The 14,017-nt window shown below is 69.7% G+C and carries 14 protein-coding genes; 7 read left to right on the top strand and 7 right to left on the bottom strand.

Going from position 1 to position 14,017, the window contains the following annotated elements; genetic code table 11:
* Window positions 1–18 precede the first annotated feature (18 nt).
* Complete coding sequence (locus KDK82_RS18515; RefSeq protein WP_088165852.1) at window positions 19–999, top strand: tripartite tricarboxylate transporter substrate binding protein; 981 nt, start codon at window positions 19–21, stop codon at window positions 997–999.
* Window positions 1,000–1,009: 10 nt separating this feature from the next.
* On the opposite strand, the gene KDK82_RS18510 is transcribed toward KDK82_RS18515, so the two are convergent.
* On the bottom strand, window positions 1,010–1,984 hold the full coding sequence (locus KDK82_RS18510; protein ID WP_013804490.1) for a LysR family transcriptional regulator: 975 nt from the start codon (window positions 1,982–1,984) through the stop codon (window positions 1,010–1,012).
* An 82-nt stretch (window positions 1,985–2,066) separates the two neighbouring features.
* On the opposite strand from KDK82_RS18510, the gene KDK82_RS18505 reads away from it, so the two are divergent.
* Window positions 2,067–3,605 carry a CoA-acylating methylmalonate-semialdehyde dehydrogenase gene (locus tag KDK82_RS18505; RefSeq protein WP_088165851.1) on the top strand — a complete coding sequence of 513 codons (1,539 nt, stop codon included), beginning with the start codon at window positions 2,067–2,069 and terminating at the stop codon, window positions 3,603–3,605.
* A 64-nt stretch (window positions 3,606–3,669) separates the two neighbouring features.
* Here the strand turns inward: KDK82_RS18505 and KDK82_RS18500 are convergent, their stop codons facing one another.
* The 3 genes from KDK82_RS18500 to dacB form a co-directional block, all read right to left on the bottom strand.
* Window positions 3,670–4,341 carry an OmpW family protein gene (locus tag KDK82_RS18500; protein ID WP_016449118.1) on the bottom strand — a complete coding sequence of 224 codons (672 nt, stop codon included), beginning with the start codon at window positions 4,339–4,341 and terminating at the stop codon, window positions 3,670–3,672.
* Window positions 4,342–4,372: 31 nt separating this feature from the next.
* Window positions 4,373–5,506: an SGNH/GDSL hydrolase family protein gene (locus KDK82_RS18495; protein WP_088165850.1), complete on the bottom strand. Its 1,134-nt coding sequence runs from the start codon at window positions 5,504–5,506 to the stop codon at window positions 4,373–4,375.
* Between the two features lie 252 nt (window positions 5,507–5,758).
* A complete protein-coding gene (gene dacB, locus KDK82_RS18490) occupies window positions 5,759–7,294 on the bottom strand; it encodes a D-alanyl-D-alanine carboxypeptidase/D-alanyl-D-alanine-endopeptidase (RefSeq protein WP_256974513.1) in 1,536 nt (511 codons plus the stop codon).
* 102 nt (window positions 7,295–7,396) lie between these two features.
* Between dacB and tsaB the strand changes: the two genes are divergently transcribed.
* The 4 genes from tsaB (at window position 7,397) to corA (ending at window position 10,768) form a co-directional block, all read left to right on the top strand.
* The gene (tsaB, locus tag KDK82_RS18485; protein WP_088166335.1) at window positions 7,397–8,137 is read left to right on the top strand and encodes a tRNA (adenosine(37)-N6)-threonylcarbamoyltransferase complex dimerization subunit type 1 TsaB; all 741 of its coding nucleotides are present in this window, start codon (window positions 7,397–7,399) and stop codon (window positions 8,135–8,137) included.
* Window positions 8,134–8,670, top strand: coding sequence for a ribosomal protein S18-alanine N-acetyltransferase (gene rimI / locus KDK82_RS18480; RefSeq protein WP_088165848.1), 537 nt, complete (start codon window positions 8,134–8,136; stop codon window positions 8,668–8,670). The genes tsaB and rimI overlap by 4 nt, the downstream gene beginning before the upstream one ends.
* Window positions 8,661–9,608: a uracil-DNA glycosylase family protein gene (locus KDK82_RS18475; protein WP_088165847.1), complete on the top strand. Its 948-nt coding sequence runs from the start codon at window positions 8,661–8,663 to the stop codon at window positions 9,606–9,608. The genes rimI and KDK82_RS18475 overlap by 10 nt, the downstream gene beginning before the upstream one ends.
* 173 nt (window positions 9,609–9,781) lie before the next feature.
* Window positions 9,782–10,768 carry a magnesium/cobalt transporter CorA gene (corA, locus tag KDK82_RS18470; RefSeq protein ID WP_013804498.1) on the top strand — a complete coding sequence of 329 codons (987 nt, stop codon included), beginning with the start codon at window positions 9,782–9,784 and terminating at the stop codon, window positions 10,766–10,768.
* 34 nt (window positions 10,769–10,802) lie between these two features.
* Here the strand turns inward: corA and KDK82_RS18465 are convergent, their stop codons facing one another.
* Genes KDK82_RS18465 through KDK82_RS18455 form a run of 3 tightly spaced genes read right to left on the bottom strand, consistent with a single transcriptional unit; the run spans window position 10,803 to window position 13,033 of the window.
* On the bottom strand, window positions 10,803–11,198 hold the full coding sequence (locus KDK82_RS18465) for a RidA family protein (RefSeq protein WP_034389886.1): 396 nt from the start codon (window positions 11,196–11,198) through the stop codon (window positions 10,803–10,805).
* Complete coding sequence (locus tag KDK82_RS18460) at window positions 11,188–12,330, bottom strand: DSD1 family PLP-dependent enzyme (RefSeq protein WP_088165846.1); 1,143 nt, start codon at window positions 12,328–12,330, stop codon at window positions 11,188–11,190. The genes KDK82_RS18465 and KDK82_RS18460 overlap by 11 nt, the downstream gene beginning before the upstream one ends.
* Window positions 12,331–12,358: 28 nt before the next feature.
* On the bottom strand, window positions 12,359–13,033 hold the full coding sequence (locus KDK82_RS18455) for an HAD family hydrolase (protein ID WP_034389884.1): 675 nt from the start codon (window positions 13,031–13,033) through the stop codon (window positions 12,359–12,361).
* A 72-nt stretch (window positions 13,034–13,105) separates the two neighbouring features.
* Here KDK82_RS18455 and KDK82_RS18450 point away from each other — a divergent pair, with 72 nt between their 5' ends.
* Complete coding sequence (locus KDK82_RS18450) at window positions 13,106–14,014, top strand: LysR family transcriptional regulator (RefSeq protein ID WP_088165845.1); 909 nt, start codon at window positions 13,106–13,108, stop codon at window positions 14,012–14,014.
* The last annotated feature ends 3 nt before the right edge of the window (window positions 14,015–14,017 follow it).

The raw sequence follows: 14,017 nt of genomic DNA, 5'->3' as shown, positions 1-14,017 counted from the left end.
AGATCCCGGAGACAAGCCATGACCCTCGCATCCCGCCGCCAATTCATCCACTCGCTGGCCGCCCTGGCCGCAACGCCGGTCCTGCCCGCCATGGCGCAGGCACCGGCCGGCACCTGGCCCCAGCGCCCCATTGAACTCATCGTGCCCTTTGCCGCTGGCGGCGGCACCGACGTGCTGGCACGCGCGCTGGCCGAGGTGGCGCGCAAGCACCTGCCGCAGGACCTGATCGTGCTCAACCGCGCAGGCGCCAGCGGCGCCGTGGGCTGGACCGAACTGGCCAATGCCAGGCCGGACGGCTACAAGATCGGCATCATCACCGTCGAGCTGACCATGATCCCGCACATGGGGCTGACCAAGATCAGCTCCGACGCCCTGCTGCCCGTGGCCCGCCTGAATGCCGACCCCGCCACCATCGCCGTGCGTGCCGACTCGCCCTATCGCAGCATCGAGGAACTGATCGCTGCCGCGCGCAAGGACGAGGCCGCCGTGCGCATCGGCAATGCCGGCCCGGGCTCGCTGGGCCACCTGGCCGCCGCCGCGCTGCAGGACAAGGCGGGCGTGAAGTTCAACCACGCGCCCTACCGCGGCGCCAACCCTGCCGTGCTCGACCTGCTGGGCGGCCACATAGAGGCCGTGGCCGTCACGCCCGTGGAGGTGGCCACCTATGTGGCGGCCGGCAAGATCCGCCCGCTGGCCATCATGGCCGAGCAGCGCATACAGGCCGGCTGGGAAGCCGTGCCCACGCTCAAGGAGCGCGGCATCGACCTGCTCATCGGCGGCTGGCGCGGCCTGGCCGTGCCCCGCAACACGCCCGACGCCGTGGTCCAGACCCTGCGCAAGGCCATGGCCCTGACCCTCAAGGACCCCGCCCTGCGCGAAACCATGGCCAAACAGAACATGGGCGAGGGCTACCTGGACCAGCCCGAATTCAAGGCCGTGATCGACCGCGACAACGCGGTGTTCAAGCAATTGGTGGACAAGCTGGGGATCAAGGCCTGAGGGCTCGCCCTCACCGAATGAACCCCGCCGCAAACGACGCCCGCAGGAACTCCACGAACACCGCCACCGCGCGCGGCACGTGGCTGGCGTAGGGGCGTATCGCGAACAGGTGTTCGCCGAAGGCATCGACGGGCCGCCAGCCGGGCAGGACCTCGCGCAGGTGGCCGGAGGCCAGGCCCGATTGAGCGCTGAAGTCGGGCACCAGGGCGATGCCCAGGCCTGCCATGGCGGCGTCGCGCAGCATTTCGCTGTTGTTGGCGGCAAAGCCGCCGGCCACGGGCACGACGGTGCGTACTGCGTCTGCACTGGCGTCTGCACCGGCGTCCGCACCGGCATAGGCGGGCACGAAGCTCCAGGCCATGGCGCCCTGGGTGCGAGGGTAGTGCAGGCACTGGTGCGCGGCCAGGTCCTGCGGGGTGGCCGGGGTGCCGTGCGCGGCCAGGTAGTCCGTGCTGGCCACCAGCAGCGAGCGCGTGGGCGCCAGCGCCCAGGCCACATGGGTTTCGGGCGGGGTGGAGGCATGGCGCACGGCGATGTCGAAGCCCTCCATCGCCAGCGAGCGCAGGTGGTCAGACAGGTCCAGCTCCAGCCGGATCTGCGGATGGGCACGCAGGAAGGCCGGCAGCCGGGGCATGAGCTGCTGACGCGAGAAGGCCACGGGCGCGGTCACGCGCAGCAGGCCGCGCGGCTCGGCCGCCAGGTCGCGCACGCCCGCAAAGCTGTCGGCGATGTGCTCGAAGGCGCCGCGCGTCTCGTCCACCAGGCGCTGCCCCGCTTCGGTCAGGCGCACGCTGCGCGTGGTGCGTGTGACCAGGGCCACGCCGGCCGCGCGCTCCAGCTCGGCCACGCGCTGGCTCATGGCCGCCTTGCTCACGCCCAGGCGCGCGGCGGCCGAGGTGAAGCTGCCTTGCTGCTCCAGCACGACCAGCCAGTGCAGGTGGCTCCACAAGGCCTCGGCCTTGGCATCGGGTTTTTCATTTGCCATGCAGGGATTGTTCAGCAAAATGAACAATCAATTCAAGCGCAGCGCCTAGGCAGGCCGAAGGCGCACTCCTAGACTGGCTGGCATGAACACCGCAAACACCTCCTTCGCTTCCATCGTCCATTACGTCAACGGCCAGCGCACGGCAGGTGCCAGCGGCCGCGAGCAGGACGTGACCAACCCGGCCACCGGCCAGGTCACGGGCCGCGTGGCCCTGGCCTCGCGCGCCGATGTCGATGCCGCCGTGGCGGCCGCCCAGGCGGCCTTCCCCAAGTGGGCCGACACGCCGCCGCTGCGCCGGGCGCGCGTGATGTTCCGCTTCCTCGAACTGCTCAACCAGCACAAGGACGAACTGGCCCACGCCATCACGGCCGAGCACGGCAAGGTCTTCACCGATGCGCAGGGCGAGGTCAGCCGCGGCATCGACATCGTGGAGTTCGCCTGCGGCATCCCGCAGCTGCTCAAGGGCGATTTCACCGACCAGGTCTCCACCGGCATCGACAACTGGACGCTGCGCCAGCCGCTGGGCGTGGTGGCGGGCGTGACGCCGTTCAACTTCCCCGTGATGGTGCCGATGTGGATGTTCCCGGTGGCCATTGTGGCGGGCAACACCTTCGTGCTCAAGCCCAGCCCCATCGATCCCACGCCCTCGCTGCTGATCGCCGACCTGCTCAAGCAGGCCGGCCTGCCCGACGGCGTGTTCAACGTGGTCCAGGGCGACAAGGAAGCCGTGGATGCGCTGATCGAGCATCCCCAGGTGAAGGCCGTGAGCTTCGTGGGCTCCACGCCGATTGCCAACTACATCTATGAGACGGGCGCGCGCCACGGCAAGCGCGTGCAGGCCCTGGGCGGCGCCAAGAACCACATGGTGGTCATGCCCGACGCCGATATCGAGCAGGCCGTGGACGCACTGATCGGCGCCGGCTACGGCTCGGCCGGCGAGCGCTGCATGGCCATCAGCGTGGCCGTGCTGGTGGGCGACGTGGCCGACCAGCTGCTGCCGCGCCTGATCGAGCGCACCAAGGCCCTGAAGGTGCTGGACGGCGAGGACCTGGCCGCGGAAATGGGCCCCATCGTGACCCGCGCCGCGCACGAGCGCATCAGCGGCTACATCGACCTGGGCGTCAAGGAAGGCGCGCAGTTGCTGGTCGATGGCCGGGGCTTCGACGGCAAGGCGGCCGGCGCCGCCACGGGCACCGACACCTCGGGCGGCTTCTGGCTGGGCGGCACGCTGTTCGACCATGTCACGCCCGACATGCGCATCTACAAGGAAGAGATCTTCGGCCCCGTGCTGGCCGTGGTGCGCGCCAAGGACTTCGCCGAGGCCGTGCAGCTGGTCAACGACCATGAGTTCGGCAACGGCGTGGCCTGCTTCACGCGCGACGGCAATGTGGCGCGCGAGTTCGGCCGCCGCATCGAGGTCGGCATGGTCGGCATCAACGTGCCGATTCCCGTTCCCATGGCCTGGCACGGCTTCGGCGGCTGGAAGCGCAGCCTGTTCGGCGACATGCATGCCTACGGCGAGGAAGGCGTGCGCTTCTACACCCGCCAAAAGAGCATCATGCAGCGCTGGCCCGAGAGCACGCCCAAGGGCGCGGAATTCGTGATGCCCACGGCCAAGTAGGCGCAGGCCCGCTCCATGAAAAAACCAGCCCGCGGGCTGGTTTTTCTTTGGGGACTGCGACCTGTCAGAAGCGGTATCCGATGCCGATGGCGTAGACGTTCGGGTTCAGCTTGAGCGACACGCTCTGGCCCGAGGACAGGTGCGCCGTGGTCTTCAGGAAGCTCTTGTAGTAGGCCACGTCCAGGAACCAGCGCTCGTTGAAGTTGTAGACGAAGCCGATCTGCGGCGTCAGGCCCCATTTGCTGTCCACCGAGGCCGTGGTGGGGTTGGCCAGCGTGCCGCCGGTCAGGCCGTTGAGGGAGGCCGTGGTGCGCTCGCCGAAGAACTTGGCATAGGTCACGCCCAGGCCCAGGTAGGGGCGGAAGGCGGAGTTGGCCTCGCCAAAGCGGTACTGCGCGAACACGGTGGCGGGCAGCACCTTGGTGCGGCCGAGCTTGCCCGTGCCGGAGATGGCGCCATTGCCCACGAAGTCATGCTTGAACGGCAGGCCCATGGGCACGTCGATGGCCCAGTTGTTGGTGACCATGTAGGTCACGCCGCCCGTGAGCTGGCTGTTGGCCTTCACGTCCACACGGGTGTCGGGGAAGCTGGGCGTGCTCAGCCAGCCGCTGCTGGTCTGGGGATCGATGCGCGTGGCGCCCAGGCGCACGCTCCAGGTGCCGGCGGACTGGGCGGTGGCGGCCATGCAGGCCGTGGCCATGGCCACGGCGGCGGTGATACGCAGGAATGTCTTCATGGATGTGTCTCCTCGTGCTGCGTGTCTGCTATCACAGCCAGCCGGCGCGGGCCAGGGTGCGGGAGGCCAGCTGGCTCATTTGCTGGTGGCCATAGGGCGTGGGGTGGAAGCTGTCGGCAAAGGCATAGCTCTTCCACCAGTTGGCGCTGGTCTCGCCCACGGGAATGGAGGCGGACAGCGCGGCCTCGGTGCAGGTCGGGAAGCTGTAGGTGGGCAGGCCGTCGGCGCCCACGCCGGTGGCCGGGCAGGCCGCCTTTTTCACGTTGGTGTAGGCGTACTGGGCGGGGTCGGCCATCTGCTGGCGGAACTCGCTGTAGAAGTCGATGATGGCCACGCGGCTCTCGCCCGCGAAGCCGGTGGCAACCTGCTGGTTGAAGGCCTTGACCCAGCCGTCGAACACGGTCTCCAGCTGGGCGGCGGCGGCCGAGCCCTGCTGCTGGGCCACGGACTGCAGCACCAGCTGGAAGCGCGGCGTCAGCGTGATGGCGGGCACGTTGAGGATGGCCACGCGCGTGGCGCCCTTGCCCAGCACATTGGTCTGGATGCTGGAGACAAAGCCCTTGGCCAGGTTCTGCATGTACAGGCCACCGGCCTGGGCCATGCCGGTCTGGCCCTGCTGCAGCAGCGCGCCCAGCGTGGCAGCGTCGATCTTGGTGGACAGCAGCGCCTTGAAGTTGGCGCCCTGGTCCCTGGAAGCGGCCAGGAAGGCGCCGATCACATCGGCCGCGTCATTGGCGCCACCGTCGATCACGGCCAGGTCATCGGCCGTGAAGCCTGCCGCGCCGGCCAGCAGGATCTGCTGCGTGATGGAGATGGGCGCCGTGGGCGCGCTGGTGTAGTTGATGCGGCCGCCGCCCACGGCGTAGTTGTTGCACGAGGTGTTGGGCGTGAAGGCCGTGCCGTTGAAGCGCGGGCACAGGGAGATGTTGTACAGGCCCGCCACGCGCTCGGCCCAGACCTGGTTGGAGCCGGCGCCCGTCAGCGTGGCGTTCTGCACGGTGAACTTGTAGCCGAAGGTGCCGCTGTCGGAGAGGCTGTCGCCCATCACCTTGACGGAGGTGATCTTGGCGCGGGGAGTGGTGTCGGCGCCGCTGCCGCCGCCGCAAGCGACCAGCAGGCCGGCCGTGGCCAGAGCGGCCGCGAGGATTCGATAACGATTTGCCAAGATGGAATCTCCGTGAAGTGTTATGAATAGCACGACCGTGCTTTTTTGCTAAAGCCATCGTAACGACACTTGCGCATTGGCGACACCGGGCAACTACGGATAGAAATCGCACGCCGACAAGGCAATTCGCACGCGGGCGAACAGACGATAAGGACCGCCGCATGGCCCGTGGGTAGGACAACGTCCTTGCTGGGAAAACAATGAAAAAGGGCCTGCGAAAGCAGGCCCTGCACAAGACGCGAAGGCGCCCGATCAGCGGTCGCGCGCCGTCCAGTCCACCAGCGCATCCCAGGCCGCGCGCGCGGCCGGGGCGTTGGTGTGGTTGGCCATGGCCACCAGCACGTAGCGGCGGCCGCTGGCCCCGTCCACATAGCCGGCCAGGGCCGAGGCATCGCGCAGCGTGCCGGTCTTCAGGTGCGCCATGCCCTGGGCCCGGCTGAGGCTGCGGCGCAGCGTGCCATCCACGCCGACGATGGGCATGGAGGCCACGAACTCCGGCATCACCGGCGAGGCCCAGGCCTGCTGCAGCATGCGGCCCAGGCCGGAGGCGGTGATGCGCGCCTCGCGGCTCAGGCCGGCGCCGTTGTCGGCCACGGGCTGCTCGGCCGCGCCCCAGCGCGCCTGCCACCACTGGCCCAGGGCCTGGCGCGAGGACTCGAAGCTGGCCACGCCCGTGCGCTGCATGCCCATGGTCAGGAACACCTGCTGGGCCATGACGTTGTTGCTGTACTTGTTGATGTCGCGCACCACCTCGGCCAGCGAAGGCGATTCGTTCTGGAATGCTGGCTGCAGCCCGGCTGGCACGCGGCCGTCGTGCACGGTGCCGGTGAGCTTGCCGCCCAGCTCGCGCCACATGCCCTCGATGGCGCGGGCCGCGAAGGCCTCGGGCTGGGCCGGCGCCAGCGACCAGCTCTTGTCGCCGCAACTGGCCGGGAACGGGCCGGCAAAGGCGATGCGCAGCGGGTCGGCCATGTCCAGCTGCAGCCGGGCACGCCAGTCGCCGCATTCGCTGCCGGCCGGCGCCAGCGGCACGGTCTCCTGCTGCTGGATGCCGGCCAGCGGCGGATCGTATTGCAGCCGCGCCACGCCCGCCGCCGCGTCGGGCGTGAAGCCCACGGTCACGGCCTTGTAGTTGACCAGCAGTGCGTCGGGCGCCACGTTGTAGGGGCGCCAGGGTTCGTTGTCGAAGGTGGCCGCGTCATGGCCGCTCACGGAAAACGCGCTGCGGTCCAGCACGATGTCGCCCACGATGACCTTGATGCCCATGCCCTGCAGGCGACGCAGCATCAGCCACAGCCGCTCCATCACGAGCTTGGGATCGCCCTGGCCCTGGATGTACAGCGGCCCGCGCAGCACGCCGTCCTGCACCGGCCCGCCCAGAAAGACGGGCGTGCGCCAGACATGTGCGGGACCCAGCTGGTCCAGCGCCGCATAGGTGGTGACCAGCTTCATGACCGAGGCGGGGTTCATGGCCACATGGCTTTGCCAGTCCAGGCGCGGGGCAGCCCGGCCATCGACCTCGACCACCAGGGCCGAGACCGCCTCGCGCGGCAGCTTGGCGCGCGCAAGCGCCGCCTCCACGGCCGGGGGCAGCCGGCTTTCGCGTGCAGTCTTGGTGGACAGCGAGGCCGGCGAGGTGGGCGCATCTGCCTGGGCGCTTGCCACGCCGGGCAGGACAGACGCCACCAGCAGCGCGGCCGCCAGGCCCCGGCGTGAACGCGGCGTTCCGAGTGAGAAGGCGGAGGAAATCGAGGAAATAAGGGAAGAAGACGGCGAAAGATGCAACATGGCCGGCAAGTCTACGCCGGTCATTGCAGCCCTGCCGGGCGCGGGACGGGCGGGGCACCGATAATCCTGCACTTGCTGCGGCACCGCCGCCTGCCCCAAGCCATGAATCTTCTTGCCCTAGACACCAGTACCGACACCCTCTCCATCGCCGTGCAGCGCGGCGATGCCGTCTGGGAGCACAGCGGCCCCGGCGGCCCGCAGACCTCGACCGAGCTGATCCCCGCCATCCTGGCGCTGATGGCCCAGGCCGGCCTGGAATTCGCCGAGCTGCAGGCCATCGTCTTCGGCCGGGGTCCGGGCTCGTTCACGGGCCTGCGCACGGCCTGCTCCGTGGCCCAGGGGCTGGCCTTTGCCGCCCGCGTGCCCGTGCTGCCCATGGACAGCCTGCTGGCCGTGGCCGAGCAGGCCCGCATGCAATACGGCTGCACCGACCTCATCGCCGTGATCGATGCGCGCATGAACGAGGTCTACCACGCCGCCTATCACTGGGCCGACGGCCGCTGGAACGACATTGGCGAGCAAAGCGGCGACTTCGGCCTGTGCGCGCCCGAGGCCCTGCAACTGCCGCCCGGCACCGTGGTGGCGGGCAACGCCCTGGCCGCCTACGGCGAGCGCCTGGCGCCCCAGGCCAGCCACCTGGCCGCCCTGCCCACCGCCGCCGCCATGCTGCGCCTGGCCCCGGCCCTGCTGGCGGCCGACCGCGCCTTGCCGGCCGACCAGGCCCTGCCGCGCTACATCCGCGATAAAGTCGCGCAGACCACGGCCGAGCGGGAGGCTGCCAAGGCGGCCGCCGCGCTGGCCCTGGCCACGCCTACCCCAGAGGCCACCCCACCCGCACCATGAGCACGCACACGCCACAGCCCTCGCGGCCGCAGCCGCCCCTGACCGACGCCCCAGCTCCGGCTCCGGCGCCGGAGCGGGACAGCGTGCGCTTCGAGCCGCTGAACGTGCTGTGGCTGGACATGCTGCTGCCCGTGGAGCAGCAGGCCTACTCGCATCCCTGGTCCCGTGGCAACTTCATCGATGCCATGGCGGCCGGCAATGAAGCGCAGCTGCTGGTCGATGCCCGGGGCGAACTGGTGGGCTACTTCGTCGCCATGATCGTGCTCGACGAGGTCCACCTGCTCAACATCACCGTAGCCCCGTCGCGCCAGCGCCAGGGCTGGGCCCGCATCCTGCTGGACGCGCTGGCCCTGTGGGCGCGCCAGCGCAAGGCCCAATGGATCTGGCTGGAAGTGCGCGAGAGCAATGTCCGCGCACGCAGCATCTACGCCGCGCATGGCTACCAGGAGGTGGGCCTGCGCAAGAACTACTACCCCATGCACGACGGCCCGCGCGAGCATGCCGTGCTCATGAGCCTCAAGCTATGGCCCTGAATCTAGACACCCGCCAGCGGGCCATGCTGCACGCCATGGGCATCACCGTCTGGCTGCCCGAGCCCGAGACCGCACCCGCCGTGCTGTCCGAGGCCCTGGCTGCGCCCGCCGATGCGCCTGCAGCGGCGCCCCTGGCAGATCCGCCGGCGGCCCGCCCCGTGCCGCCAGCCGTGCAGGAGGCGCCCTCCCCGGCGCCTGCTGCACCGGCGCCTGTCGCCGCGCCAGCGCCCGCACGTGTTCAGGTGCCTGTCCAGGCGCCACCGCCTCCCGCACCCGTGCACGCCTCTCCCGCACCCGTCATTCCCGAACGCGAACGCCCGCCGCGCCGCTACGTGCAGCAGCCCGTGGCCGGCGCCCCGGGCCTGGGCTGGCGGCTGGGCCCCGTGCGGCCCGTGTATGCGGCAACCCCGCCTGCCGGTGATGGCGGCGAAGGCGGCTGGCTGATCCTGCTGGAGCCGCCCGCCAACTCCCTGCCCCTGCCACCCGCCCAGCGTCCCGGCCCCGACTGCGCGCGCACCGCGCTGGAAGGCGACGCGGCCCGGCTGCTGGACAACATGCTGCGCGCGCTGAACCTGCAGGACCATCCGCGCCTGTACAGCGCCGCACTGCACCGCGTGCAGCCTGCGGCCGAAGGACAGGAGGCGCCCGAGGTCCCGGCGCTGCAGCCATCGCTGGAGGCGCTGCTGCGCGATCTGCGCCCGGCCTGCGTGCTGGTGCTGGGCCTGGCCACGGCGCGCGCCGTGCTGCAGCGCCAGGAGGCGCTGGGCCGCCTGCGTGCCGAGCCGCACCGCATTGCGGGCGTGCCCGCCGTGGTCAGCTACGACCCCAACTACCTGCTGCGCGCCCCCCAGGCCAAGGCGGGCGCCTGGGCCGACCTGTGCCATGCGCAGGCTTTTGTGACAGGCCGCCAGATGCCCCCTGGAGCCGCTTCCGAATAGCGCAGCCGGCCCGCATGTTGCAGCGCAACGCTGCATAATCCAACGCTTTGCATCTTGGAGAAAGCTCCGTGGAAACCTACCCCAGTTGGTAGCTTTCAACTCCCGGTTGGCCTGTGGGGTTGAAAGCACCTCCGATACCCCGCACGCCTGAGAAGAACACCTGGAGTGAGCCTATGCTCAACATCTTTACGCTGGCCAATGGCCGCCTGGTTCAAGAAGAGATCGAGTCGCTGGAGGAGCTGTCCCGCTTCAAGCCGATCTGGGTGGACCTGGAGTCGCCCACGGTCGAGGAAAAGCGCTGGATCAAGCAGCACTACGAGCTGTCCATCCCCGAGGATGCGATGGACGACGACATCGAGGAATCCGCCCGCTTCTACGAAGAAGACAACGGCGAGCTGCACATCCGCAGCGACTTCCTGATCGACGATGACGAGGACCCGCGTTCGGTGCGCGTGGCCTTCATCGTCAACGAGCACAACAAGAACCTGCGCAGCTGCGGCGTGCTTTTCTCCATCCACGACGAGGACGTGCCGGTCTTTCGCCTGCTGCGCATGCGCGCACGCCGCGCGCCGGGCCTGATCGACGAGGCCAAGGACGTGCTGCTCAAGCTCTTCGACGCCGACGCCGAATACTCGGCCGACACGCTGGAGCGCATCTATGACGACCTCGAAAAAGCCAGCCAGATGGTGCTGTCCGGCGACGTGACCGACGACGTGGCCCGCGAGGTGCTGGGCGCCATTGCGCGCCAGGAAGACTTGAACGGCCGCATCCGCCGCAACGTCATGGACACGCGCCGCGCCGTCAGCTTCATGATGCGCTCCAAGATGCTCAATGCCGAGCAGTTCGAGGAAGCGCGCCAGATCCTGCGCGACATCGAATCGCTGGACAGCCACACGGCCTTCCTCTTCGACAAGATCAACTTCCTGATGGATGCCACGGTCGGCTTCATCAACATCAACCAGAACAAGATCATCAAGATCTTCTCGGTGGCCAGCGTGGCCCTGCTGCCGCCCACGCTGATCGCCAGCGTCTACGGCATGAACTTCAAGTTCATGCCCGAGCTGGAGTGGGAGTTCGGCTACGTCTACGTCATCGGGCTCATGGTGCTCAGCGCCGTGGGGCCCATGCTCTACTTCCGCAAGCGCGGCTGGCTGAAGTAGCGGCAGCCGGCCCCCCTCGGGCCGGAACGCCTTCTCAGGCCAGCGCCACGGCCTCGATCTCCACCTTCAACCCGAAATGCAGCGCCCCCGTGGGCACCACGGCGCGCGCGGGCCGGTGCGCGCCGGCCCAGTCCGCGTAGATGCGGTCAAAGGCCGGCCAGTGCGCCATGTCGTCCAGGTACACACGCACCTGCAGCAGCCGCGGCACGCCGCTGCCGGCCAGTTCCAGCGCCGCTGCCAGGTTGGCCAGCGCCTGCCGGGCCTGGTCCTCGAAACCGGCATCCACCAGGCGCGTGCCGTCGGGCCGTATGGGCAGCTGCCCTGACACGAAGACCAGCCCCTGGCCCGTGGCCGTGTGGCTGTAGTGGCCGCCCGGCGCAGGCAGGTTCGGCGATGCATGGCGCAGATCGATCCCGCTTTCACCAGCCATGGAGCCGCTCCCAGGTTTGCACCGAGCCATCTGCCGCCAGCGCCTGGTAGGCCGGGAACTGCGCGCCCGTGGCGCAGGCATGGTTGGGCAGGATGCGCAGCCGCGTGCCCAGGGGAAAGCGCGTGGCGATGTCGGCCTCTGCCGCGCCATCGGCCCGGGCCAGAATGCCGTGCTCCTGGTTGGCGCCCGTGAGCACGAAGCCCGCCATCACCCGCCCCTGCAGGTCGCAGACCTGGCCGTAGCCGAAATCCTGTTTCTGCCGGGCCGTTCCGCGGTCGCGGCTCATGGCCATCCAGCCCGCATCCACGATGGCCCAGCCCTTGTCGGCCTGGTGGCCGATCACGGTGGCCAGCACCGACAGCGCCACGTCCTCGGCCGTGCACACGCCGATGTTGCGCATCACCAGGTCAAAGAACACGTAGACGCCTGCGCGCACCTCGGTCACACCGTCCAGCCGGCTGGCCGCCAGCGCCGTGGGCGTGGAGCCCACGCTGACCACGGGGCACGGCAGGCCGGCCGCGCGCAGGGCCTCGGCGGCCTGCACGCAGCCGGCGCGCTCGCGCTCGGCCAGGGCCTGCAGCGCCTCGGGCGTATCCAGCTCGTAGCTGGAGCCCGCATGCGTGAGCACGCCGCCCAGGCGCATGCCGCCGTCGTGCAGCGTGCGGCCAATGGCCAGCAGCAGCGGCGTATCGTCTGCGCCCACGCCGGAGCGGTGGCCGTCGGTATCGATCTCTATCCACACCTCGAAGGCCTCGCCCTGCTCCTGGCCAAAGACTGCAATGGCCTGGGCCGCCGCCACGCTGCCCACGATGAGCTTGAGATCGCAGCCGCGCCGGCGCAGTTGCAGCGCATGCGGCAGGCGGTGCGGCGCCATGCTGACTGCATAGAGGATGTCGGTGGTGCCTGCCGCAAAGAACTGCTCGGCCTCCTTCAAGGTGGAGACCGTGATGCCCGAGGCCCCGGCCGCACGCTGCGCGGCGGCCACGGGCACGCTCTTGCTGGTCTTCACATGGGGGCGCAGGCGCACGCCCTGCGCGTCCATGCGCTGCTGCATGCGGGCGATGTTGCGCTGCATGCGGTCGAGGTCGATCACGGCAGCGGGCGTGTCCAGCGTCAAAAGAGTGTCTTGCATGGCGGCTCCTGAAAAAGACTTGGCACAGTCAGCGGCCTGCGGCAAAACCGCGCAGCCAGGGCAAGGCGGGGGCCAACGTGGAAGCTTCAGCTTCGGCGGCAGGCGCTCCATCGGGCCGCGACAGGCCCACGCGGTTGTGCCAGAAGGTGCGCAGGCCCACGGCCGAGGTGCCGAACAGGTCATAGCCCGAACCGGCCACAAAGGCGGCCTGGTCCGCAGGCAGCCCCAGCCGGTCCAGCGCCAGCTGGTAGGGCCGGGGGTCGGGCTTGTAGAAGCCTGCTGCTTCGGAGGTGACCACCACGTCCCAATCCACGCCCAGCAGCGCAGCGGCACGCTGACCCAGGCGCTCGGAGCAATTGGTCACCACGGCCAGGCGGCAGTGCGGGCGCAGGGCGGCCAGCAGCTCGCGCGCGCCATCCCAGGGCTGCAACTGGTCCCATTGCGCCTCCAGCCGGTCGGCGGCCGAGGCGGGCAGGCCCCGGTTGCGGGCCGCCTCGCGCACCAGGTCTTCATAGGGCTGGTAGGCGCCGCAGCCATAGGTCAGGCGCAGGTACTCGGCGCGCCAGTCGCGCCCGGCGGCCTCGCTGCCGGCAGCGCTGTTCCATACCGTCCAGGAGTCGAGCAAGGCGGTCAGCAGGTCGAAAAGCACGGCACGGGGCCAGGCGGCGGCGGTCGGTTCCGTCAGTGGGGCTGGGGTGTTCATGGCCTGGAACTGTACGGATGGAACCTGTGCCCGTGGTTAAATCTTCCATCATCAATCGTTAAGGCAAATTGAATGATTGCCATCGAAGACCTGCAGCTTGCCGCCGCCCTGCTGCGCGAAAGCTCGCTGAGCGCCGCAGCCCGTGCGCTCGATGTGACGCCGCCCGCACTGTCCATGCGGCTGCGCCGGCTGGAGGCCGAACTGGGCCTGTCCCTGGCCAACCGCAGCGCGCGGCGCCTGGCGCTGACGCCCGAGGGCGAGCGCTTCGCCCGCGAGGCCGTGCGGCTGCTGGGCCAGATCGAGGAGCTGCGCGACTCGCTGCACGGCGATGCCCGCCAGCTGGGCGGCACGCTGCGCATTGCCGCGCCCTTTGGCTACGGGCGCAGCCGGCTGGCCCCGGCACTGGTGCCCTTCACGCGCCAGCACCCGCAACTGAAACTGCAGCTGGACCTGCGCGAAACGCCCTTCCCCGACCGCCACGATGCCGACGCCGTGGTCCACATCGGCGTGGTGCGCGATTCCTCCTGGGTGGCGCGCGAGCTGGCCGCCAATGACCGCTGGCTGTGCGCCAGCCCCGACTACCTGCGCCGCCAGGGCACGCCCGCCACGCCGCGCGAATTGCTGGAGCACGCCTGCATCTGCATCCGCGAGAACGAGGAGGACGTGACGCTGTGGCACCTGCGCCCGGCCACCAGCCGGCGTGCTGTGGACGGCCAGACCCTGCGCGTGACGCCGTCCTACGTCACCAACGACGGCGGCGTGGCCCGCCACTGGGCCGAGCAGGGCCTGGGCCTGGTGCTGCGTTCGCAATGGGATATGGAGCAGGCCGTTGCCGAGGGCCGGCTGGTGCGCGTGCTGCCCGACTGGCATTTCGGCAGCGCGCCCGTCACCCTGCTGGTGCCCACGCGCAAGGGCCGTACGGCGCGCGTGCAGGCCCTGGTGACGTTTCTGGAGCAGTGCGCCGCAGCGGGCGCGCTGTAGTGC

Source organism: Delftia sp. K82 (assembly GCF_002193035.1).
Taxonomy (GTDB): domain Bacteria; phylum Pseudomonadota; class Gammaproteobacteria; order Burkholderiales; family Burkholderiaceae_C; genus Comamonas; species Comamonas acidovorans.
This window is presented reverse-complemented; position numbering and strand designations above follow the sequence as displayed.